The following is a 25,407-nucleotide window of genomic DNA, read 5'->3' on the forward strand; positions in this document are numbered from 1 at the left end:
CTTCACCACTCCGGCGCTGACCTTTGCCAACAACGGGCAAACCCTGCAGATCACCGGCATCACGGTAACCAGCGCCACGCCGAATTGCCAGAAAAATTTTGCGGTCAATGTAACGTTGGCCGTGAGCGCTACCTCGGTAGGCGGAACAGTCTCACAGGACCAGACAATCTGTAATAACACGGCGCCGGCTAGCCTCACGTTGAGCGGCAACACCGGCAACGTGATCCGGTGGGAAAAATCAACCTTCTCTGATTTTTCTTCCGGCGTCACCACCATTGCCAGTACCTCCGTAACACTGTCCAGTGCCACCATTGGCAACCTGGCCACCACCACCTATTTCCGGGCCGTGGTCCAAAGCGGTGTGTGTGGTAGTACACCTTCGCAACCCGTTACTATCACCGTCCGGCCAACACCAACAGCCACCATCAGCGGCACAACGGCTGTCTGCGAAGGCACAACAGAGCCCAGCGTCACCTTCAATAACCCACGGGCCCTCCCTGTCACGGTAACCTACAAGATCAACAACGGCGGCAACCTGACTATCGACGTTCCGGCCGGCGGCTCGGCATCGGTAAACCAGCCAACCACCACACCGGGAGACTACACCTATACCCTGATCAGCGTGGCCTACCAGGACGGCACACCGGCCTGCTCCGCTGCCATCACCGGCTCCGCCACCATCAGCGTCAATGCAGAATTGGAAGACCCGATTTTTAATGCCGGCCTTCCCGACCTGCGCTGCCAGTTTGGAGCCACCGTCAACTACCAGGCAACCGCTAAGTACAGCACCAAGATTGAGTACTTCCTCGACAACGCCAGCATTGCGGCAGGCGTGACGATCGACAAGAATACCGGATCGGTCACCTATCCGGCTTCCTTCTACGGTACCACAACCATTACAGCCGTCGCAACGGGCTTTGCGCCGGGTTGTAACACAATGACACGGTCATCCACAAAAACAATCACCACCACGCAGGACGGTACCATCACCCTTACAACCGGTACGGCAAGCCAAACGGTTTGCGTCAACATAGCGATTGCCGACATCGGGTATACAATTGGTGGTACGGCCACCGGGGCAACCGTAACAGGGCTTCCGGCAGGACTTACTAGCACGTTCAACGCCGGTGTCTTCACCATTACAGGCACGCCAACGGTTTCCGGCATCTTCAATTATACGGTAACAACAACCGGCTCCGATTGTGCCAACCCGTCCCTGGGCGGCACCATTACGGTTACAGGCAACGGTACCATTGCTTTGACGTCTGCCGCTTCAACGACCGACCAGACAAAATGTATCAACACGCCGATCACCAACATCACCTACAGCATCGGCGGCACGGCCACCGGCGCAACAGCCGCCGGCCTTCCCACGGGTGTAACAGGTAACTACAGTGGAGGTGTCTTCACCATTTCGGGAACGCCCACTGTCTCAGGTTCATTCCCCTACACAGTGACCACCACCGGCTCGCTCTGCGTCAACCCGCAACTAACGGGCACCATCACCGTCACAGCCGACGGGTCAATCACCCTGACGTCCGCAGCTTCTACAACCAGCCAGACAGTTTGTATAAATACCGCGCTCACCAACATCACCTACAACATTGGCGGAACAGCCACGGGTGCCACGGCAACGGGTTTGCCCAATGGCGTCACGGGCAATTATAGTGCGGGTGTGTTCACCATTTCCGGTACACCAACGCAGTCAGGTACGTTCCCCTACACGGTAAAAGCCACTGGTTCACCTTGCGTCAACCCGCAACTGGCAGGAACCATTATCGTCACGCCTGACAATACAATTACTTTGAGCTCTGCTGCCGGCACCGATGCCCAGACAAAATGCATCAACACGGCCATTACCGGCATTACGTATACGACCACAGGCGCCACAGGGGCCACCTTCGCCGGGCTGCCGGCAGGTGTCAATGGTACCTGGGCTGCCAATAGCATCACCATCGCCGGCACACCCACCGTATCGGGCAACTTCACCTATACCATCACCCTCACGGGCGGTTGCGGCACTATCACCAAAACCGGTACGATCAACGTCACACCGGCCAACACGGTGACGGCGGCATCGGCCACGCCAACGCTTTGCATCAACACGCCATTGACACCCATCACCCATACCACCACGGGGGCGACGGGCATTGGTGCAGCCACTGGATTACCCGCAGGCGTCACGGCTTCCTTTGCCTCCAACACCATCACCATTTCAGGCACACCGACAGCCTCGGGCACGTTTAACTACACCATTCCGCTCACCGGCGGTTGCGGTACGGTCAGTGCCACCGGAACGATAACGGTAACCGCCGATGGCACGCTGACCCGGACCTCGGCAGCGGCCACAACCTCCCAAACCGTCTGCATCAACACGGCCATCACCAACATTACCTACAGCATTGGTGGAACAGCTACGGGTGCAACCCTGGGAGGTACTCTGCCCACCGGTGTCACCGGCAGCTTCAACGCCGGTGTCTTCACCATTTCGGGAACGCCGACAGTCTCTGGCACCTTCAGCTATACAGTCACCGCCACCGGCTCACCCTGCGTCAACCCTTCTTTGAGCGGTACCATCACCGTGACGGCCGACGGATCGATCACGTTGACCTCTGCGGCTGCAACAACCAACCAGACACTTTGCATCAACACGCCAATAACAGACATCACCTACAGCATTGGCGGCTCCGCCACCGGTGCTTCTGTAACGGGTTTGCCATCTGGCGTGACGGGCACCTACAATGCAGGCGTGTTCACCATCTCCGGCACGCCCACGGTTTCAGGTCCCTTTAACTATACGGTCACAGTAACCGGCTCGCCCTGCGTCAATCCTTCACTGACCGGCAAAATCGTTGTCACGCCAAACAACACTATCAGCCTTTCATCTGCTCCGGGCACCGATGCGCAGACAAAGTGTATCAATACGCCGATCACTAACATTACCTACGCCACGAATGGCGCACCGGGTGCAACAGTCACCGGTCTTCCGGCAGGTGTAACGGGCAACTGGGCAGCCAACGTCTTTACCATTTCCGGTACGCCTACCGTGTCGGGCAATTTCACCTATACCATCACCCTCACGGGCGGTTGCGGTGTGATCACCAAAACCGGCACCATCAACGTTACGCCCAATAACACGGTGACGGCGGCATCGTCCACGCCGACACTCTGTATCAACACCGCATTGACTCCCATCACCCATACCACCACGGGGGCTACGGGCATTGGTGCAGCCACTGGATTGCCGGCTGGCGTCACGGCGTCATGGGCCTCCAACACCATCACCATCTCGGGCACACCCACCGCATCGGGCACGTTTAACTACACCATTCCGCTTACCGGCGGTTGTAGTTCCGTAAATGCTACCGGTACCATCAATGTCACGCCGGCTTCTGTCGGCGGATCCATCACACCGGCAATTACAACGGTTTGTGCGAATGCACCGGGTGGAACCTTAACCCTGAGTGGTTTTACCGGTACCGTCGTACGATGGGAATCCTCGACGAACGGCGGCACAGCATGGACGCAGATTTCAAATACAACAACCTCGCAACCCTATACAACAACACAAACAACAATCTACCGGGCCTTTGTGCAGAACGGTATCTGCGGAGGAACCTATTCCACCAATGCGGTGATCAGCGTGATTCCGCCAACCATACCAACGGCAACGTCTTCGCCGGCAGTGATCTGCCAGGGACAAACCGCAACCCTGTCGGCAACAAGTGGATTGCCCTTGCTCGGAACCGGGATAGATGGTTCATTTAACCAGGCCAATCCGGCCGGGTGGCAGGTAACGGAGAATGGAACGCAAATCAACTTCCCGGCACAGGCGAATAACTCGGTGACCAATCCATGGAGCGAATCAAATGGCCCGAAAGACCTGAACGGCGTAACCTATAACAACCTCCAAACGGATGGCAAGTTTGCCGTGGCATCCGGCGTTGTTTCCACCTATCTGGAAACGCCGGTTTTCAGCACCCTGGCAATGTCTTCTGCAATCTTACAGTTCTACCAGGCCTATAACTTCAATGCAGGTACGGTAGGGAAAATCGAAATCTCCACGGATGGCGGTGCCACCTATAGCAATACCTTAGTGCAGTACAACGGGGCGCAAAATCCAAACCTGGGCAACCCAACAAACAGCTGGGTTTCAACCAGCCTTGACCTATCGAGTTATTTGGGACTGACGAATCTGCGCATCCGCTTCAATTTTCAGGGTGTAGATGGTCCAACCAAGAGTAACTGGGCTATAGACGGACTTGGATTTACGGCGCCGGCCCCCACGATCTCTTACGCATGGACGCCAACGGCAACATTGACCCCAAGCAGTGGACTGGGGCAAACAGTGACGGCAAGCCCCACGACGACAACAACCTATACCGTAACCACTACGGTAAATGGCTGCACCGGTGGCACACAGCAGGTAACGGTCACGGTCAATCCCCAGCCAACTGTTAATGCGGTGTCGAGCCAGACGGTCTGCCACAACGCGCCAACAGCAGCGATCAATTTTACCGGGACAAACACCACGTCCTTTACATGGACCAATAACAATACGTCCATAGGATTGGCAGCCAGCGGCACAGGCAACATTGGCTCGTTTACGGCAGTAAATACGGGTACGGCACCTGTAACCGCAACCATTACGGTTACGCCGGTGATTACCGCGAACGGAAAAACCTGCAATGGGAACACAACGACATTTACCTTTACCGTGAACCCGCTGCCCACCGCCACCATCAGTGGCAATGCAGCCGCATGCCAGGGCGGTACCGCTCCGGCGGTGACCTTTACAGGCGCCGGCGGCACTGCACCCTACACCTTTACCTATACGATCAACGGCGTGGCACAGGCTCCGCTCACCTCCACGGGCAACACCGCAACCGTCACGCAACCCACAAGCACCGTCGGAACCTATACCTATGCGCTGGTGAGTGTGAAAGATGCTTCATCAACGACCTGCTCCAGGAATATTACCGGGCAATCGGCCGTCATTACCATCAATGCCCTGCCCACGATTTCCGGTGCGTTAAATCTGTGTATCGGTTCAACAACGGCATTGACGGGCTCAGGAACCCCGGCTGCGACCAATCCCTGGACCTCGTCCGCACCGTCAGTGGCAACCGTCAGCACCACAGGGGTCGTCACAGGGCTTGCCGCTGGCAGTGCCGTCATTACGTATACCAACAACAATGGTTGCAGTATTTCAACAACAGTAGTCGTGAACCCGCTGCCCATGGCCTCCATCAGTGGCAACACGGCCGTTTGCCAGGGCGACCCGGCGCCATCGGTCACCTTTAGAGGGACCAACGGCACCGCGCCGTATACCTTTACCTATACGGTCAACGACGGAACAACCACGGTGACAAAAACGGTGACATCTCCGTCTTCAAGCAGCACTGCCGCTGTCACACAGCCCACCACCACAATAGGTACCTACACCTATACATTGGTGAGTGTACAGGATGCTTCGGCATCAACCTGCAGCAATACGGTTAGTGTACCAAGCATCACGATCGACGTGAATGCCCCAACGGCAGTGGGTTCTACATCGGGTGGTGGCACCTATTGCTCCAACGCGATGACAGCCATCAGCGTCACGGCCACCGGAAAAGGCCTCACTTACCAGTGGTACAACAACGGAAGCAACAACAGCAACACAGGTGGTACAGCCATCAGCGGCGCAACCGCAACTTCCTACACGCCGCCGGCCACCGTGGGCACCACCTACTATTATGTGGTGGTAACAGGCGCTTGTGGTTCACAACCCAGCAATCCCATACCGGTGACCGTTGTCCGGCCGCCTGTCCTGGCCCCGCTTGCACCCATTCCACCGGTCTGCAACGGCAGCACCTTGAAGCTCTCCGTTTTTGCAACCAACCCATCCGACGTCACCGGCTACCAATGGTACAAAGACGGGCAGCCGATCAGCGGGGCCACGTCATCGTCCTATACGATTCCCTTTGTGACCGCCTCCGACGCTGGCAACTACTATGTGGTGGTATCCGCGCAAACACCTTGCGCTTCAGTAACCTCGGGTACGATGCCGGTGAGCACCTACGAAAGCAACGTCACCATCTGGAACTCCGGCTTGGGTACCAACGAATGGCACCAGGACCTGAACTGGACCTGCAAAATGCCCAACCTGTACAGGGATGCCATTGTGCCGATCGTGTCCAACAAACCCTATCCCTATATCGCCGCAGGCCTGGTGGGTCAAACCCGTAAGCTGACCATCGATGCCGGTGGGCCAACCGTTACGCTGGATGGCATACTTCAAATGGCCGGCGATGTAACCAACAACGGTGTCATCGATGCATATCGCAATGGAATCAACAGCACGGGATCGCTCGAATTCATGTCCAACGACAGCGTCGGCAACCTTTATCCCAACAACATCACCTACGCACAAAAACTGTTCAGTACCACCAATCCAACGCCGGTCACAAGAACCCAGCACCTGAAGATCAGCAACCAGGTAACCTTCTCGATCCCGGTCGATGTATACGGCAAGCTTTCCTTTGGCGGAAGCAACAAAACCCTGAACACCGGTGATCAGCTAACCCTGAAATCCGTCAGTTCAACCGTAAGTGCCATGGTCATGGACAGAACCAACGGAACAGGGGTGGAACAAAATAACCTGGTCAACAACAAGGTGATCGTGGAGCGCTTCATTGATGGCGCATTGGGTCGCCGCTGGCGCCTCGTAACGGCACCGGTATCCGGCGTCAACATAAACCAGGCCTGGCAGGAAGGAACCACCTGGAATGGAACGGGAACCATACCGTCCACCGGCTACAGCACCCTCATTACTGGCAATGCCCAGGGTTCGGCAGCCACAGCCAACGCCAACGGCTTCGACTTTTGGGCTTCCATTGCCAATGCGGTGTCCTCCATTCGCCGGTACCAGGGCAACCCCGACTGGCACCTGGCGCTTTGGGTTCCTTTCGCTTCAACCATATCGGCAGGATTCAACAGCTACGAAGCCTACCTGCTCTTTGTCCGCGGCGACAGGTCCGTTACGGCCGGGGTGGGGCAAACCACCCTCCATCCAAAGGGCCCGCTGAAAGAAGCACTGGCCCATACGATAACAGTCCAGGCCAACCAGAGCCATACCCTGGTAGGCAATCCCTATGCGTCGCCGTTGAACTTCAAACGGATCTACGACGACAACGCCGCCACCATCGAACCCTTCTTCTGGGTTTGGCAGGCAGCGCTGGGAACCTCGGGCGGCTATATTCTGGTGAAGCCAACAGCACCCAATAGCGCTGTCTATGAGTCGGTACCCGATGGCGGCACGACGGTTTCCCCGGCCGACCCGATCATCAGCACGGGCGAAGGCTTCTTCGTTGTGCCGAAAGACGCCGTACCACTTCCGGCCCCCATTTCCATCAAACAAACCCACAAGGATTCGCTGGCTTCCAAAGTCGCCGTCTTCCGTCTCCCGGCTGGTGATCCCGCAAAAATCCGCCTTCGTGTTTATACCAACGACGGTGGCAAAATGCTCCTCCTTGATGGAGCCCAAGCTGAATTCTCCGCCGACGGCAATAAAGGCTTCAACATCGCCAAGGCCGTGAACATCAGCGAGAACCTTTCGATCCGGTCAGCCGGAAGAGATATGATCGTAACCACCTCCGGCAAGCCGCGGGCAGGCGACACCGTCCAGTTACGCATCTGGAACACAACGGCCAAAGAATACCAGTTGCAGGTCAGTGCCGACAATTTCACAGCCCCGCTGGCAACCGGCCTCTCCGGTGTCCTCGTCGATCGCTACCTGCAAAAGGAAACACCGTTCAGCCTCCAGGGCGGCCGCATCAGTTACACCTACCGCATCAATGCCGATGCGGCGTCGAAAAATACCCTGCGCTTCTTTATCGTATTCACCCGGGCGGTATCAGCGCCGCCAGCCCTGCCGGCCCTAACGGTTACCCTCGATGCCAAACAGAAGGGCCGTGAAGGGGTGCAGCTCAACTGGCAGGTGGCCGACGAAAAAGAGGTGAAAACCTACGAACTCCAGCGTTCGAAAGACGGTACGCAGTTTACGGCCATTGCCACCAAAGAGGCAAAAGGGCAGGGGGGGCCGCAGGAGTACCGGCAAATCGATCCGTCTCCATTCTACCCGCTGAGCTACTACCGTGTTCGGGTCGTTCTGGCCAATGGCCAGGAGGTCTATACCAATGTGGCGAGAGTGTCCATGCAGGAAGAAGAACTCCTGGTTTATCCCAACCCGGTCAGGGCCGGGGAGGCCCTGCAGGTCGAATTCCGCTACAGGCCGCAGGGAACCTACACCTTCCGGCTTTACTCGCCGGCCGGTCAACTGGTCATGCAGCAAAACATGAAGCACCAGGGCGGTTCAGCCATCATCTGGCTGCCGCTCGGCACCCAGCTGGCCTCCGGTTTCTATACCATGGAACTGGCACGCCCTGATGGACGGAAAGAAAAAGTCAGCGTAAACGTCCTGCGGTAAGCCACCGCAACACCACGCACGATTGCCACCCTCCACAGCCAGGGTGGCAATCGTTTTTTCGACAGTACCCATTTTGCCGAAACAAGCGGGGAAGGCTGCCTGCGTAGCACAGCAAGGGAAGCGGTGAAGAAAGGAGTCGGGCTACCGCACGAAACCTTGCCTGTTTCAAAGGGGCCGGAGCCGAACGCTTTGCTCTTTCAGTTCCGGTTCCTGTGTGGTTGGCCTCCCTCCACAACAGTCTTTCAAAGCTGCCAGCCCCGAAGGGGCGCAAGAGCCAGCCACCGGTGCAGCCGGTGGACAAAAAACAAACCTGGCCTCCAGCCCTGTAAGGGCGAAATAGCCTCCAACATCCCCACCGCTTTCTGCCCCCATCAACCTCAAACCTCAAATCTTAAATAAGTAAAAACGCCTACCAAAAAATAAATACCCCCGCTAGGTGATTGTCGTACAAAACCGGCGATATTTGCCGTGAATTCCCGTGTTCAGCGAAATTTTTCTGGTTCCTGACCCAAAGAAAACTATTTTTAAAATACGTTTTGGACCAACGAAACGTTCTGACCCGACGATCATGCCTATGTGTAAAACCCGACTAAGACGACCTGCTTTTTGGGCTTGGCTGCTGTTGCCGTGGTGCTTTGCATCCTGCAAAACACCAACCAACGCGGGCTATTTCCAAACCATCAAACGCGACACGACCTTACAAAATACGGTAGCAAAGGAGTTTGACCTGAAGATTAAGCCGGACGACCTGCTGTCCATCGGCATCACCAGCGCCTCACCCGAGCTCGCAACGCTCTTCAATTCGGCCCAAAGCGCCGGGGCGTCAGGCGGAACGGGAGCGGTAACCGGTGGCTATCTTGTCGATAAGAACGGCAACATCCAGCTCTACAAACTGGGCGATGTAAAAGCGGCTGGCCTTACGAAAAAAGAGCTGAAGGGAAAATTGGAATCAGATCTCGCCCCTTATCTCAAAGACCCCGTGGTCACGGTCCGCCTGGCGGCCGGCCACGTGACGGTCCTGGGAGAAGTGGGCAGCCCCGGCACGGTCGACCTGCCCGCCGACCAGGTCTCCCTGCTCGATGTCCTGGGCAAAAGCGGTGACCTCACCAAAGACGCAAAAAAAGAAAACATCCTGATCATAAGGCAAACCGATTCGGGAAAAGAATTCAGGCACCTGGATCTCTCCGACCATTCGGTTTTTACATCACCCTACTTCTTTTTGCAAAACGGCGACGTAGTGTATGTGGAACCGGATCCGAAGAAAAAAGAGACACCAAAACTGCAGCAGGCCATCGCCTATGCAATTTCCGGGATTTCCATTCTTTCCCTCATCCTGAGCCGCATCCGGTAAGCGACCAATGAACGAATACCAGCATAAGATACCAACGGACCCTCAACTCTTCAAGGAGCGCACGGAAACCAACATGGTGATCCAGTTGATCCACCGTTATCTTCCGTTCTGGCCCCTCTTTCTCATCACGGTCAGCCTCTCCATGACCGTTGCCTACATGTACCTGCGGGCCCAGCCCCGGATCTACATGGCTACGGGCCGTGTCCTGCTCAAAGACCCCAACCGCAACGGCTCCGACTCCAAAGTGCTCGATGCCCTCAACATCTTCGGCGAAAAAAAGATTGTCGAAAATGAGATCGTCGTCCTTCGTTCCTCCAGTGTCATGCAGGAAGTGGTCCGGCGCCTCGACCTTTACGCCTCCGTCTATACCGAAGGCCGGGTCCGCACCGAAGAACTCTACGGTGCCAACACGCCAGTGCACTTTGTGGCGCTCAACAAGGACTCCGTTTCCTGGGGTGGAAGAAAAGATTTTACCGTCGATTGGGCCAAAAACGCCATCATCCTGGGCGGAAAAGACTACCCCTTTGGTGGCACCATCAGGATCGGCAGCACCCTCTACCAGGTAGTGCCTACACCGGGTTACAACAAGTTTGCCATCAACGGCAAGCATTTCTACGTCTTTTTCAATTCGGTCGAAGGGGCGGCCGGTGGCTTGGCAGGCGGCATCAGTGCGGCGCCCATCTCCACCCAGTCCACCGTCATCGACATCAAGATGCAGACCCAGGTGCCCGACAAGGCCCGCGACATCCTGAATACGCTCTTTACCGTCTATAACGAATACGCCATTACCGACAAAAACCAGATGGCAGCCAAAACCCTGGCCTTTATTGAAGATCGTTTGAACCTGGTCATTAGCCAGTTAGACAGTGTGGAGAGAGGGGTCAGCGCCTATAAAACAGCCAACAATGTCTACGACCTGGGCTCCCAGGCCGAGACCTATATGGGCAATGTGCGGGAACTGGACAGGCAGAAAGGCGACATCGACCTCCAGTTGGACGTGCTTTCTTCTGTCACCAGTTACATCAATCTCGACGGTTCCAAAAAAGGGCCCATGCCCTCCCTTTTATTGGTCAACGATGGCACACTTGCAGGGCTGTTACAGCGCCTCTACGATGCCGAACTGGCCCTCGATAAGGCCCGCAGCCTTGGCGGCGAAAAAAGCGACCTGGTGCTCAATGCCGAAGAAGCGGTCAGCCGCCTCAAGCAAACCATCCGGGAAAATATCGCCAGCATCCGTGCTAACCTTTTTACAGCCCGGTCAACCATCACCAGCCGGATTGGCTCCAGCAACAGCCTGCTGAAGACTGTGCCGCAAAAAGAAATCGGCCTGGTCAACATCAGCCGCCAGCAGGCCATCAAAAACGACATCTACACCTTCCTCCTGAAAAAGCGGGAAGAAACCGCCCTTAACTCGGCTTCAACGATCGCCGATCTCCGGGTCATCGAAAAAGCCTCCGTCGGCGGCCCCATCAGCCCCATACCAAAAAATTATTACATCACCGGACTCCTCGTTGGGGTGCTCCTGGCCGCCGGCTTCATCGCCTTCCGCGAGCAACTCAACCGCAAGGTGCTCTTTCGCCAGGAGATCGAGGCAAGGGTAGGGGCGCCCGTCATTGCCGAGCTCCTCCAATTACACAATGTCGACAAAGTCGTCATCAAAGAAGGCAAACGCACGGCCATTGCCGAGCAATTCCGCTCCCTCCGCACCAACCTCGCCTTTATGGGCATCGCCGAAGGCAGCAATTCTGTCCTGCTCACCTCCAGTATTTCCGGGGAAGGCAAAAGCTTTACGGCCGTCAACCTGGCCATCTCCTTTTCTCTCACGGGCAAACGGGTGGCCCTGATGGAACTCGACCTGCGCAAGCCCAAGCTGAGCAAGCTCATGGAAATTGAGCGGTCGCCCGGGATTTCCAACTACATCATCAACAAGGCTGAACTGGACGATATCATTCGACCCACCGAATACCCCAACCTCTTCCTGGTGCCGGCCGGGCACATCCCGCCCAACCCCTCGGAGCTTTTACTGCGGGAGCGCTTTGCGCAACTGATGAAAAGCCTCAAAGAATCCTTCGATTACGTCATCATCGATACCGCGCCGATCGGTCCCGTTACAGACGCCTTTTTGCTGAAGGCCTTTGCCGACGTGACAATCTACCTGATCCGGCACGACGTAACACCAAAAGTATATTTGAAGCTGATAAATGACCTGAGTAGGCAGGAAAAATTCAACAACCTCAGCATCGTTTTCAACGGGCTGAAACGGCGCGGCTTTGCCTACTACGGCAGCGGCTACGGCGATGGAGGTTACAACTATGGTTACGGCTATGGCTACGGCTATGGCTACAGCTATGGCTACGGGTATGGTACCAGCGGCTACTATCTTGAAGACAGGAAAAAGAACGGTTCTGTACGCAAAATTGGGAAGCGCCTGTTCAAAACCATCCGGTCCTTGAAGCTTTGGTAGAAGGGATGGCCGGGCAAAAACAGCCATCGCTTCTGGCTATAAAACAACCATTCCCTCCGGCTTAAAAACGACCATCCCCTCCCCGGAGGGGAGCAAAGAGGAAAGGACTGGATCAAAAGAACCCAGGGGTGGGTCCGGAAAAACAGGATAAACAGGATAGATACAGACAACGCAAAGGAGCTGCATAAAAGGGATAAACAGGAAGGACCCGAAGGAAGAAGAAAGTGATCGCTCGAAAGCGGCCATCCCCTTTGGGGGAAACAAGGAGTGAATGATTAAATGAAAACAACCCGGAGGTGGAGTCAAACGAAACGACCATCCCCTCCGGGGAGGGAGCAAAGAGGATAAGGCTGGATCAAAAGAACGCAGGGGTGGGTTAGATCCCAAACATGGGTTCAATAGATAGGAGAACAATCAATCTCCCTCTCCACGTGGAGAGGGTCGGGGTGAGGTAGAAGCAGCCACACCGCCCAATGGGAATGACTAAAAAAACCCTTGTGCCCCTCTGGGCCTCTGTGGTTCAAAAAAAATAACCTTCCGTTACAAAAACGATGTGACTGAGGGACAGCGAAGCTTTGCCATGACTGATCCGGTAAAAAATTGGTACGCCGTCTATACCCTCCCGCGCTGGGAGAAAAAGATTGCCCGCAAACTCGAAGAGGCCGGCATCGAAGCCTATTGCCCCCTCAACCGGGTGCAGCGCCAGTGGAGCGACCGCAAAAAAACCGTCCACGAGCCCCTCTTCAAAGGCTATGTGTTTGTACGCCTCGAAGAAGCCGTCAAATGGGAGGTGAAGGCCGTCCAGGGCATCCTGAACTTTGTCTACTGGAACGGCAAACCCGGCATCATCCGCGACGAGGAGATCGACACCATCAAGCGCTTCCTCAACCATTTTTCCGACGTGCAGGTCGACGAGTACCGTCTCGGTGTCGATGCTAAAGTAAAGATCAAGGGCGGTGTCCTGATGAACTACGAAGGCACCATCGTGGAAGTGGCCGGCAACCGCGCCTGGGTCCGGATCGACTCCATGGGCCTCCGCCTCTCCGCCATCTTCGAAAAAAAGAACCTCGAACCGATTTGAGTAAGGAAAAGGCAACGAGGCATCGAGGCATCGAGGCAAAAAGCAACACAAACAGCAATCTGACAGCGGAAAGGTCGCAACCTGAAAGCAGGAGCTGGCCTGGCAGGAAAAAGTTAACTGCACGGCATAAAAGATAGTGCTGGAATAAGAAAAACCTTGGTTCCGTTCTGCCTTCATGGTTTAAAAAACTTCGTGACCCTTCGTGCCGTTGTGCCTTTGTGGTTCAAAAACCCCTGAAATTCGATGTCTGAGCTGCCTGTTTATACAGAAAACTTCGCAAAGGAGATCGTCGATATCGCATTCAGTATCCACAAAGAACTCGGCCCTGGTCTGTTGGAAAGTGTTTACGAAAAGTGTTTCTGTTACGAACTCGAACAACGGGATATCGATTTTGTCCGTCAGCAGGAAGTTGCGATTGTTTACGGCGATTTGACAATCGATGAAGGACTGCATTTAGATATTTTAGTAGACAATAAAATCATCATCGAACTAAAAGCACAGGAAAATCATCATCCTGTTTGGGAAGCGCAACGCTTGAGTTATTTAAAATTGAGCAAAAAACGTCTGGGCTTCCTCATCAACTTGCATGTTCCGGTGATAAAGAATGGAATCAAACGCATGATCCTCTAAATGGATTCGTGTCCCTTCGCACCCTTTTGTCTTTGTGGTTCAAAAAAACAACCTTAGTGTCCCTTCGCGCCTCCGCACCTTCGTGGTTCAAAAAAAATGTGTAGGATAGCCGGCATAGCATCCCTTTCCCTTCCAGCGGAAGAACTGCGTCCCACGGTGGCTGCCATGTGCCAGGCCCTGCGCCACGGTGGCCCCGACGACGAAGGCCTCTATGCCTGCGAGCAGTACAACCTGGTGCTCGGCCACCGCCGCCTGGCCCTTATCGACCTGCAGCCGACCGGCCACCAGCCCATGCACTACGGCGACGGCCGGTATACGATCGCCTACAACGGGGAGATCTACAATTACAAAGACCTGCGGGCCGAGCTAAAAGCGCTGGGCCACAGCTTTCGCTCCACCAGCGACACCGAAGTGATTCTCGCCGCCTTTGCCGCCTGGGGCACGGCCGCCTTTGCCCGCTTCAACGGCATGTTCGCCTTTGCCCTGCTCGACAGCGAAGCGGGAGAACTCTACCTCGTCCGCGATCTCCTGGGCATCAAGCCCCTCTATTATTGGCGCCACAAGGCCACCCTGGTTTTTGCCTCCGAGGTCCGGGCCTTTTATTGCCTCGACAATCCCCCGGCCGAACACCCGCACTGGCCGGTCTACCTCATGGCCTACGGCCACCTCCCCGAACCCGTCACCACGCTCGACGGGGTGCGGCCCCTGCAAAAAGGCACCTTCCTCCGCTACAGCCTGCACACGGGCGAGGGGCGAACGGAAGCCTTCGACACCCTGAGCATGTTCGAAAAAGAGCTCGACCGCGGCCAGGCCGTCCGCCAGGTCGCCGCCCACCTGCGGACCGCCGTCAACCGCCACCTAGTATCCGACGCACCCATCGGGGTCTTCCTAAGTGGCGGCGTCGATTCCTCCGTCATCGCCCTGGCAGCCGGTGAGCACCTCGGCGAACGGGTGGAGACTCTTTCCATGGATTTCCGCGAAAAAGCCTTTTCCGAAAGGGCCTACCAGCAAAAAATGGTCGACCGGCTCTCCGGCCGCCACCACCGCTACCAGTTGGAAAAAGAGGAATTCCACTTTTTCCTCCCCGACATCATTGCCGCCATGGACCTGCCCTCCTCCGACGGCATCAACACCTGGTTCATTGCACGCTATGCCGCACAGTGCGGTCTCAAAGCCGTCCTGTCCGGCCTCGGTGGCGACGAGCTCTTTGGCGGTTACCCCTCCTTTCACCGCATGCGCACCGCGACCCGCCTGCAAAAGGCAGCGGTACCGCTCCTGCGGTCCTTCCGCTATGCCAAAGAAAAAAAGCTCCGGCGCCTGGCCTTCCTGAGCCTTCCCGGCCTGGCAGGACTCTACCTTTTTTTACGGGGGCATTTCAGCCCCCTCACCATTGCCCGCTACCTCGACCTCGACGAACAGGAGGTCTGGGACCTGCTCGAAAGCGAGCCCGTACTGCCCGGCAACAACCACATGACTCCCGAAAACAGGGCAAGCTGGATGGAGATGAACCTCTACATGCAAAACCAGCTCCTTCGCGATACCGATGTCATGAGCATGACTCACGGTGTGGAGATCCGGGTGCCCATGCTCGACAAAGACCTGGTGAAGACCACCCTCCGCCTGCCCTCCGCCGTGAAATACGCCGGGCCCGCAGCCAAAGGCCTCCTCGTCGATGCCTTCCGCCGCGAGCTGCCCCGCGAAGTCTGGGACCGCCGCAAAATGGGCTTTTCCTTTCCCTTCGCCGACTGGATGAAGGAAGACGAATGGATCCGTTCCAAGATCCTGAGTGGTAGCCCCGCTTCCGTTCGCCTGATGCAGCAATTCGAAAGGGGCCGGCTTCATTGGTCCGGCCTCATGAGCATTCTCCTGTTACGAACCCACCGCTATGCCGCCCCGCGTACTTTTCTTGGCGCTTAAGGTCTTTTCCGCCACCGGCGGAATCGAAAAGGTCTCCCGCCTGGCAGGGAAGGCCCTCTGGGAGCTCTGTGGCCAGGGTTCCCGTTTCAGCCTGCACGCGGTGTACGACAACGATTCGCAGGTCATGGAAAAATATTTCCCGGGCACGGTCTTCCGGGGCTTCGGGGGCAACCGGGTCCGCTTTACGGTCGGGAGCATCCGGGCGGGCAGGGGCGCCGACTGGGTCGTGCTCAGCCACATCAACCTGCTTTCCGTTGGCTATGCCATCAAAATGGTATCGCCGAAAACAAAGCTGGCCCTCATAGCCCACGGCATCGAGGTCTGGCAGGCGCTGCCGGCCTGGAAGCTTGCCATGCTCCGGGCCTGCGACCTGGTGCTGCCGGTGAGCCGCTTTACCCGCGACAAAATGCGTGAAATCTATGGCCTGGACGAGAACAAACTGGTGGTAGTGAACAACTGCCTGGATCCCTTTCTGCCCGAACCGGTTAGAGGTGAAAAATCAGCGCGGCTGCTCCAGAAGTATGGTCTGCAGCAAGGGGCTAGGATCGTACTGACCGTCAACCGGCTTTCGTATAATGAACGATACAAAGGCTATGATGAAGTGATGATGGCTATTAAGACCCTGAAGCGTGAAGAGCCGCTGATCCGTTACCTGATCGTGGGTAAATACGACGCGATGGAAAAAGCCCGCCTCGACCGGCTGATCCGGCAGCAGGGACTGCAGAACGAAGTGGTGTTTGCCGGCTTTGTGCCCGACGAGGACTTGGCAGAACACTTCAACCTGGCCGATGTCTACGCCATGCCCAGTCGCAAGGAAGGCTTCGGGATTGTCTTTATCGAAGCCCTCTATTATGGCTTGCCGGTGATTGCGGGCAACATCGATGGTTCGGTGGATGCCCTGGCCGATGGTGAATTGGGATATTTGGTAGATCCGGACTGGCCTACCGAGATCCTGGCAGCGTTGAAAAAAATTTTGCAAAGCAAGACAAATCCTGCTTCCCGCCAGGGAGAAGTGATGGCCCGTTTTGGATTTGACGTTTACAAAAATGTGTTGGCCCAACTCATGGGCTTTGCCACGGAAAAAATTAATGCAGCTGAAAGAAAAGATCAGCCCTGCAGCCAGCTCGAAGAGTTGCAGGAATTATGAAAATAACATCAAAAGGGAGGTAAACGTGGAAATACTGTCTGAACCAAAACTGATCAAAACAACAGCAACAGTCGAAAAAGAAGACTGGGATCTGGTGATTGAACCAAAGGCAGGCTTGTTTGCCATCAAACTGCGGGAGATTTGGCATTACAGGGACTTGTTGATCCTCTTCGTAAAGCGAGATCTCACAGCCCAATACAAGCAAACCATACTGGGTCCATTGTGGCATGTTATTCAACCGGTTCTTACTACCCTTACATTTTTGGTGGTCTTTCATAAAATTGCAGGTATTCGCACCGACGGTATCGAACCGGTACTTTTTTACATGAGTGGTATTACCATCTGGAATTATTTTACTGCTTGTTTTACACATACCTCGAACACATTTGTGGGCAATGCTGGCATTTTTGGTAAGGTATATTTTCCCCGGCTTGTACTTCCTCTGTCTGCATTATTGTCAAACATGGTCAGGCTGGGCATTCAGTTCAGTCTATTGTTGGCGGTTATGTTTTATTTACATTTGGTCAATGGCACTCCAATCGCCATAGGTTTCCATTGGCTCTTGTTGCCTGTCATTATCTTGCTAATGGCTGGAACAGGGCTCGGGCTTGGCATTATCATCTCATCGCTCACCACTAAGTACAGGGATCTTGGCGTTCTGGTTGGTTTTGGCATTCAGTTGCTGATGTATGCAACGCCGGTTGCTTATCCTTTGTCGTTTTTAAAGAGCAAATCCATACTAGCGCTTGTTTCTTGGAATCCACTCAGTTCTGTTGTAGAAGGATTTCGGTACGCATTGTTCGGGACAAACAGTTATTCAATTACCTCACTTGGCTATAGTGTGATGTTTGTACTTCTGGTTCTCTTGGTTGGCGCAGTCCTTTTCAGTAGGGTCGAAAGAACATTCATGGACACTGTATAAAACAGGAAAAACAGTAGTCACCGGATCAGCTAAGTAGGAATTTAAATAAATGATTTAATTCGAAAGATGAGTAGAACAGTTATTCGGGTCGAGAACCTTTCAAAACAATACCGTCTTGGACAGGTAAGCACAGGCACCTTGGGTCATGACCTGAATCGGTGGTGGCACCGTGTGAGAGGGAAAGACGATCCTTATTTGAAAATTGGTGAGGTAAACGACCGTACTCGTATGGGAAGTACCGACTATGTCTGGGCATTAAAAAACATCAACTTCGAGGTAAAGGATGGTGAAGTGCTGGGCATTATCGGCCGCAATGGAGCCGGGAAAAGCACTTTGCTGAAAATCTTAAGCCGGACCACTGCACCTACCCACGGTAGTGTGAAAATCAAAGGGCACATTGCAAGTTTGCTCGAGGTTGGAACAGGATTTCATCCGGAGTTGAGTGGACGAGAAAACATTTTTCTCAACGGCGCCATTCTCGGCATGACGAAGGAGGAAATCAAACGACGCTTCGATCAGATTGTTGATTTTGCCGGTGTGGAGCGATACATTGATACACCGGTTAAGCGGTATAGCAGTGGCATGTATGTGCGGCTTGCCTTTTCCGTAGCGGCACACCTTGAACCGGAGATCATGATCCTGGACGAAGTGCTGGCTGTTGGAGATGCAGAGTTTCAGAACAAGTGTATCGGACGCATGAGGGAAGTCAGCGAAAAAGACGGCCGGACAATCTTGTTCGTGAGCCACAATATGGAAATCATCAACCGGATTTGCGACCGTGTGATCCTTCTCAAAAACGGAACAATTGGTCGCGAAGGAACAGTTGAGAGTGTAACATCAGCCTACCTGCGTTCCGACCTTGGAACCTCATCGCATCGTAATTGGACGGATGCTGCTGCTGTTCCAGGGAACGACTTCATGCAACTGCTGGAAGCAAGGGTGCACAATACAAAAGGTGAGACAAAAGAAATCATGGAAGTTTCTGAACAGGTAGGTATTACGTTCACATTTCGGGTCTTGCAGCCGGTACGAAAGTTTACCCACGGATTTACGATCAAGAACGAATCCGGGCTGGTCGTTTTCAGTAGTCATGATCTGAATACCTCAATCGGGAAGGAAGAGACAAGGCTGCCTGGCTTGTACGAAGTCACCGGGTGGATTCCACCGCATTTTTTGGCGGAAGGCTTGTTTACGATTGCCGTTGCAGCTTTTGAAAACTACGGAAGTTTACATATTCACTTCAACGAACCCGAAGCGCTGGCATTTACGGTTATCGACTATATCGATGGCAATTCGGCTCGCGGCTTTTATCCTGGGAGGTTCCCAGGTATTGTCAGGCCTTTGCTCCAATGGGAAGCACGTACCATTCATTCATAAATTAAAACTTTGTTTGTGAGTTTACTTAGACGAATTATAAGACAAAAAGAAAAGCTTCGTGTAAGAGGAGAAAACTTTTCTTTGACAGGCGTCTACAAGGGTCATTACAACATTACGTACAAAGGTGTTCCCTGTCTCAAATGCCCCTTCGATTATGTACTTTACCAAATGATCATCCAGGAAGTAAAGCCTGATCTGATCGTGGAGATTGGTGCCAACCATGGGGGCAGCGCCTATTACATGGCCGATTTGCTGAATGCTATCGGTCACGGCCAAATACACAGCATTGACATTGCAGATAGGGTGCCTGATGAAGTGAAGAAACATCCAAGGATAAAATTTTTCTTTGATGGTTGGGAAAAATACGATCTCAGCCAGATTAAAGGCGAACGAATTTTGGTGATCGAAGACGCTTCACACCATTACGACAACACCCTCGCTGCTATCAACCATTTTGCACCGGTTGTAACAAAAGACTCCTATCTCATTGTGGAGGATGGAATCATCGACCGATTGGGGTTGACCGAAAATTTTAACGGTGGCCCGGTACGTGCAATCAAGGAATTTCTTCCCGTTCATCCTGAATTTGTCCTGGATCTCAAATGGCACAACTTCTTTGGAGAAGGCGCTACTTTCAATACAATGGGTTATCTGAAGCGGGTGAAATAACGGCTTCGTTTATCCAGTGAAAAACAATAGAAAACAATTCCTTTCAGAGCATGAACAAAGAATGGACAGGCGAACGGCTGGAAACTTTCGTCTTGAATGAAAATACTATCGAGCACCTTCACCGGTACGCTATTGCTCTTCAATACGCAAAGGACAAAGTGGTGCTGGATATTGCTTCCGGCGAAGGCTATGGGTCAAACCTGCTGGCACAATCGGCAGAAAAAGTTTATGGCGTGGACATTGACGCAGCAACAGTGCAGGCGTCCAAAGAAAAATACCGAAAACGCAATCTGATTTTCCAGCAGGGAAGCGCAGACGCCATACCGGTAGAAGACAATTCTGTTGATGTGGTGGTCAGCTTTGAAACCATCGAGCACCACGACCGGCATGAAGAAATGATGAAAGAAATCAAACGGGTGCTGAAGCCCGGCGGAGTTTTGATTCTTTCTTCCCCTGACAAAAAATATTATTCCGATTTGCCGAATTACCGCAATCCCTTTCACATCAAAGAACTGTACTTCGGTGAGTTGAAAGCCCTGGTGCAGCGACACTTCGGGCATTCTGCCTTTTTTTTGCAGGGCATGTTCCGGGGTTCGCTGGTGGTGCCGGAAAACGGTGCAGGTGGTTTCGATAGTTTTAGTGGAAACTACAACGAAATAAAGCCGGGAAAAGGGTTTCGGCCTGTCTATAATCTTGCGATTGCATCTGAACAGCCAATTGCAAATCCCGCCTTCAGCGTATTCGACAATGACCTGCCAATACGTCTTTCCGGTGCAAAAGACATTGTTGAAGCAAGACACCAGGGAGTTGAAGCTGTCCGGAGTTCGTGGAGCTACCGGCTCGGTCATCTTATTCTTTCCCCGCTTCGGATATTCCGGTCCCGGTAAAGTCTGTGACCAACTGAAGAAGTTTACTACGTTGGCAAACCCCACACTGGAAAAATGAGAGTTTCCATTGTCCTGTGTACTTGTAACGGAGCTGCATATCTGCAAGAGCAGCTCGATAGTTTTCTCCTGCAGACCATCCTTCCGGATGAACTTGTGGTCTGCGACGACATGTCCACTGACAACACAATGGCTATCCTGCAGGAATTTCAGTCACGAGCACCTTTTCACGTAATCATTCGCCAAAATCCGGTGCGGTTTGGGCCAAGGGAAAATTTCCAACAGGCAGTCACGATGGCGAATGGCGACATTATTTTCTTGTCCGACCAGGATGATATTTGGACAGAAAGAAAAATCGCCGCTTACCTGGCCCTTTTTTCTACTGAACCCGATGCTCTCCTTGTTTTCTCGAACGGAGAGTTAATGGATGAAAACGGTCAAAGTTTGCACGGCACTCTTTGGGACAAGTGGGGCTTTGATGAAAAAACAAGAGAAGCGTGGCAGAGCAACGGTACTGCCTTCGACCACCTTCTGCGCAACAACAACAAAGTCACTGGTGCCGCAGTGGCCATTCGTTCTACACTGAGGGAAAAAGCAATTCCCTTTTGCACTCAAACGGCGCATTGGCATGATGCCTGGCTGGCACTGATCGCTGCCGGTTTGAACGGGCTCCGGTTCATCAATGGATCATTTATCCAGTACCGTGTCCATCCAACGCAGCAGGTGGGCCTGGGAGACCGCCTGAATCCGTTAAAGAAAGAACTCGAAAAGGAAGGGCCGGCGAAGGCCCGGTTACGGCAATTGCATTTCGAAAAAAAGATCTCGGAACTTTTCCCGGAGAAGAAAGAATTCGACAGGATGCGCATAGAGCAGGAAATAAACTTGCTGAAAGAAGAAATCGTACAACAGGCAAACCCTTTCAGTAAACTAAAAAAGATATTCCGGGCTGCGACGTTCAGGACATCTTAAAAATAGAGTTATAGAAGCTGAAAGCCGCGAAACGGTAACCTGAAAGAATTTGGAAAACAGCATGACAGACATTATCAAATCAATCGCTTTATACCTTCCCCAGTATCATCCCGTTCCGGAAAATGACGCCTGGTGGGGAAAAGGCTTTACGGAATGGACAAACGTCACAAGAGCAAAGCCCCTGTTTAAAGGCCATTGGCAACCAAGGCTCCCGGCTGACCTGGGATTTTATGATCTGCGGGTACCCGAGGCAAGGCAGGCGCAGGCTGATTTGGCAAAGCAATACGGCATCTATGGATTTTGTTACTGGCATTATTGGTTTGGCGGCAAGCGAATGATTGAACGGCCGTTCACGGAAGTTGTGCAATCGGGCCAGCCGGATTTCCCTTTTTGTATCGGCTGGGCCAATCAAACCTGGAGCGGTACCTGGCACGGGTTGTCCAATAAAAAAGTGCTGATTGAACAAACCTACCCGGGAAGAGAAGATGACAAGCGGCATTTCTATTCGTTGCTGGAAGCTTTCCAGGATCCGCGATACATCGAAGTGAACGGGAAAAAGCTGGTGTTCATTTTCCGGCCTATGGACATTCCGGATCCAAATCGGTTCGTGGAGTGCTGGCAGGAACTTGCAGTAAAAGAGGGGCTGAACGGTTTACATTTTGTCGGCATGCACATGCTGCCCGACTGGAACCCCCAACAGCACGGGTATGATGCTATGGTTCAATATTGGATTCTCCGCGACCGGTACAGGCACCGCGGTTTTCTTCAAAAATTGTCCGGTCGCTTATCCCTAGAAGAGAGGTTGCAACGGATTTTGTTGAAGAAAAATTTGCCGGAGTTCGTTTCATACGGGCAATACGTGGAGTGCTATCCGAACACGGTTTTACGCTTTGATGAATACCCGCTTGTCTACACCAATTGGGACAACACGCCACGGAGTGGAAAAGATGGCTGGATGTTTCAGGGATTTACACCTGAACGTTTTGAGGAACTTTGTTACAAAGCATTCAAGGCTACCGAAAACAAACCGGAAGGCCAGAAAATTGTCCTTCTGAAATCCTGGAATGAATGGGCAGAAGGAAACTATCTGGAGCCCGATCAGCGATATGGTCATGCCTGTCTCCAGGCGTTCAAATCAGCGCTTGAGCGTTACCAGAAAACCAGTAAAGAATATAGAAAACCATTGACTAAAATAGAGGTACAGTAAACAGTATGAGCAATCAGATCCCTTTTTCCGTTTCAGTGGTCGTTCCCATTTACAATGCAGATAAGTACCTCGAGGAAGCAGTGGAGTCGGTCGTTCACTTAAGCGAAACCGGTGAAGTCATTTTGGTTGACGATGCCTCGACTGATAATTCCCTGGCTCTCTGCAGGCAATTGGAAAAAAAATACAGCAAAGTAAAAGTTCTGGTTCAGCCTGACGGAAAAAACCGGGGTGCGGCAGCGGCCCGCAACATAGGGATCATCGAGGCGCTCTGTGAGTTTATTGCCTTTCTTGATGCGGACGACCTTTACCTGCCCAATCGTTTTCAGGCAGAAAAGGCAATCTTTCTTTCCAATCTGGGAGTAGACGGTGTATACGGTTGCAATTTGGCAGTGTTTGAAAATGATTCGGCACGGGAGAAATTTTTTAAGCGCTACGAAAGTGAGAAAACTACCTTGCAAAAAGAAGTAGCACCAGAAGACCTTTTCAAGGTACTGTTATTTGGAGGTCTGGGGCGCTTTCATACCAGCGCCATTACCTTGCGTAAGCGTGCATTCGGCAAAGCCGGTTTGTTCAACACCAACATCCGCTACGTGGAGGATACGGAACTTTGGCTAAAGTTATCTTTAACCACAACGCTGGTTGCGGGAAGCATTGACGAACCGGTCGCCATTCGCCGCGTACACGACAACAACAGCATTCACCAGGTGGAGAAAGTGGTGCAGGCAAGTAGGCAGATGTACCAGGCTCTATTCGATTGGGCTGTCCGGCAGCCCTTCCAGTTTGACGTGAAAAACAGCTTTTTTATTTGTTTGCACGATTTTGTTTGGGGTAAGGATTTCGGGGTAAAAAAACTTTTCTGGCAACAGACGGTAAGAAATCCGTCAATTCTTCTTTCTGCTTTCTTTTATAAGAAAATACATCAGTTGTATTTCATTCCAGTGTAAAAGGAGAATACAAGACATCATTTATATAAAGTTGAAATCAGGTAGTCAAACTGTTTAGATGGCAAAAATCCTTTCCATTATACCTTACGAATTCTATCCTCCAAAGTACGGTGGTGCACTTCGCTGTTTTCACATTTTAAGGGAAATGGCAAAAGAGCATGAGGTGACCTTGCTGACAGTGCAATCCCTGCAGGATTTCAACAGGAAAACCGAGCCGTCTTTTCCGGACAATATAAAAGTTGTTTCCACTTCTGATGAACCAGGCTACCGCTCAGTGTTCAATATTTTTCCGGAGCGGATTGCCAATGCCATCAACAGCCGGCTTTTAAAACGGTCGCTTTTTGTTTTGGGCAATTTATATTTACTCAGAACCTATCCGGTTCTGAAACAGTTACTACGGGAAAATGAATTCCATCTCGTAAATTATGAAAGCATGGACAGTTTCGCTTTGTTGCAAAAACATGTCCGGCGCCTTTCTCCGAAAACACTGCAGCTTTACGACGCGCACAACGTTGATTCCACACTTTGGAATCAGTTTCGCCGGTTCGACCGCAATGCGGCACTGAAGAAATATGCGAACGATGCGCTGTCAATGGAAAAAAGATTTCACTCCACCCTGGATCTTTGTTTTACCTGCAGCGAAGCCGACAAGAAAAAGCTGGATGACCTCAACAAAGGACGGCTTTTTGTTAAGGTGATTCCCAATGGCGTGGATTGCGCAGCACGGCCATTTGTTGAAAATGTGGACAAAGCCGGTATCCGGAATCTCCTTTTTTGCGGAACCCTGGACTACGCCCCGAATACCGAAGGAATTCTATGGTTTTACAAAACTGTATTCCCGGTACTGAAACAACGGTTTCCGGAACTGACTTTAACGATTATAGGGAAGATGAATCAGCCAGGCCCGTATCAGGACTTGGTGAATGATTCTTCTGTGCACTTTGTCGGGCCTGTAGATGATGTTCGTCCTTATTATGTGGCCAGTTCTGTTTTCATTGTTCCGTTATTCAGCGGTAGCGGCACGCGGTTGAAAATATTGGAAGCAGCCAGTATGGGCAACCCGGTCGTTTCCACCACCATTGGCGCGGAGGGGCTCGTACTGGAGAACGGCCGCCATATCAGGATTGCCGATGAACCGCAAGAATTTGCTGTTTGTGTTAGTGAACTCCTCCTGAATAAAGAAATTTTTAACGAACAGCGTCACTGTGCCCACACCTTGGTGAGACAGAAATATGACTGGTCGGTAATTGGTCAGGCAATCAACAGGGAGATCAACAACTTGTTGTACCTGAACTCAAAAAAAATCGCTGTTTTGTAGGAATATTCTGCTGGTTTATCAGGAAAATTTCAGAAGCTCTTTATTCAACTTTTACTA

15 protein-coding genes are annotated in these 25,407 nt (G+C 52.8%); all 15 read left to right on the forward strand.

Annotated elements, in window-relative coordinates; all coding sequences use genetic code 11:
- Positions 1-121 precede the first annotated feature (121 nt).
- The 15 genes from D6024_RS22125 (at position 122) to D6024_RS22195 (ending at position 25,350) form a co-directional block, all read left to right on the forward strand.
- Positions 122-8,470 (forward strand): Ig-like domain-containing protein, encoded by an 8,349-nt coding sequence (locus D6024_RS22125; RefSeq protein WP_205573348.1) that lies wholly within the window; start codon positions 122-124, stop codon positions 8,468-8,470.
- A 568-nt stretch (positions 8,471-9,038) separates the two neighbouring features.
- Entirely contained in the window at positions 9,039-9,821 is a 783-nt protein-coding gene (locus D6024_RS22130) for a polysaccharide biosynthesis/export family protein (RefSeq protein ID WP_162944938.1), read from the forward strand.
- A 7-nt stretch (positions 9,822-9,828) separates the two neighbouring features.
- Positions 9,829-12,285 carry a GumC family protein gene (locus tag D6024_RS22135; protein WP_121357008.1) on the forward strand — a complete coding sequence of 819 codons (2,457 nt, stop codon included), beginning with the start codon at positions 9,829-9,831 and terminating at the stop codon, positions 12,283-12,285.
- A 580-nt stretch (positions 12,286-12,865) separates the two neighbouring features.
- Positions 12,866-13,366: a UpxY family transcription antiterminator gene (locus tag D6024_RS22140; RefSeq protein ID WP_121357009.1), complete on the forward strand. Its 501-nt coding sequence runs from the start codon at positions 12,866-12,868 to the stop codon at positions 13,364-13,366.
- A gap of 243 nt (positions 13,367-13,609) precedes the next feature.
- The gene (locus D6024_RS22145; RefSeq protein ID WP_121357010.1) at positions 13,610-13,996 is read left to right on the forward strand and encodes a GxxExxY protein; all 387 of its coding nucleotides are present in this window, start codon (positions 13,610-13,612) and stop codon (positions 13,994-13,996) included.
- Positions 13,997-14,092: 96 nt separating this feature from the next.
- On the forward strand, positions 14,093-15,913 hold the full coding sequence (asnB, locus tag D6024_RS22150) for an asparagine synthase (glutamine-hydrolyzing) (protein ID WP_121357011.1): 1,821 nt from the start codon (positions 14,093-14,095) through the stop codon (positions 15,911-15,913).
- Positions 15,882-17,060, forward strand: a complete 1,179-nt coding sequence (locus D6024_RS22155; RefSeq protein WP_121357012.1) for a glycosyltransferase family 4 protein — start codon at positions 15,882-15,884, stop codon at positions 17,058-17,060. Before asnB ends, D6024_RS22155 begins: the two co-directional genes overlap by 32 nt.
- Before the next feature lie 25 nt (positions 17,061-17,085).
- Positions 17,086-17,982 carry an ABC transporter permease gene (locus tag D6024_RS22160; RefSeq protein ID WP_240410121.1) on the forward strand — a complete coding sequence of 299 codons (897 nt, stop codon included), beginning with the start codon at positions 17,086-17,088 and terminating at the stop codon, positions 17,980-17,982.
- Positions 17,983-18,048: 66 nt separating this feature from the next.
- Entirely contained in the window at positions 18,049-19,359 is a 1,311-nt protein-coding gene (locus tag D6024_RS22165; protein WP_121357014.1) for an ABC transporter ATP-binding protein, read from the forward strand.
- 15 nt (positions 19,360-19,374) lie between these two features.
- Positions 19,375-20,028, forward strand: a complete 654-nt coding sequence (locus D6024_RS22170) for a CmcI family methyltransferase (protein WP_162944939.1) — start codon at positions 19,375-19,377, stop codon at positions 20,026-20,028.
- Positions 20,029-20,078: 50 nt separating this feature from the next.
- A complete protein-coding gene (locus tag D6024_RS22175) occupies positions 20,079-20,915 on the forward strand; it encodes a class I SAM-dependent methyltransferase (RefSeq protein WP_121357016.1) in 837 nt (278 codons plus the stop codon).
- Between the two features lie 54 nt (positions 20,916-20,969).
- Entirely contained in the window at positions 20,970-21,881 is a 912-nt protein-coding gene (locus D6024_RS22180) for a glycosyltransferase family 2 protein (RefSeq protein ID WP_121357017.1), read from the forward strand.
- A 61-nt stretch (positions 21,882-21,942) separates the two neighbouring features.
- Positions 21,943-23,088 carry a glycosyltransferase WbsX family protein gene (locus D6024_RS22185; RefSeq protein WP_121357018.1) on the forward strand — a complete coding sequence of 382 codons (1,146 nt, stop codon included), beginning with the start codon at positions 21,943-21,945 and terminating at the stop codon, positions 23,086-23,088.
- A 5-nt stretch (positions 23,089-23,093) separates the two neighbouring features.
- A complete protein-coding gene (locus D6024_RS22190) occupies positions 23,094-24,032 on the forward strand; it encodes a glycosyltransferase family 2 protein (protein WP_121357019.1) in 939 nt (312 codons plus the stop codon).
- A 58-nt stretch (positions 24,033-24,090) separates the two neighbouring features.
- Positions 24,091-25,350: a glycosyltransferase family 4 protein gene (locus tag D6024_RS22195; protein WP_121357020.1), complete on the forward strand. Its 1,260-nt coding sequence runs from the start codon at positions 24,091-24,093 to the stop codon at positions 25,348-25,350.
- Positions 25,351-25,407 lie beyond the last annotated feature (57 nt).

Source organism: Flavisolibacter nicotianae (assembly GCF_003628535.1).
Lineage (GTDB): Bacteria > Bacteroidota > Bacteroidia > Chitinophagales > Chitinophagaceae > Flavisolibacter > Flavisolibacter nicotianae.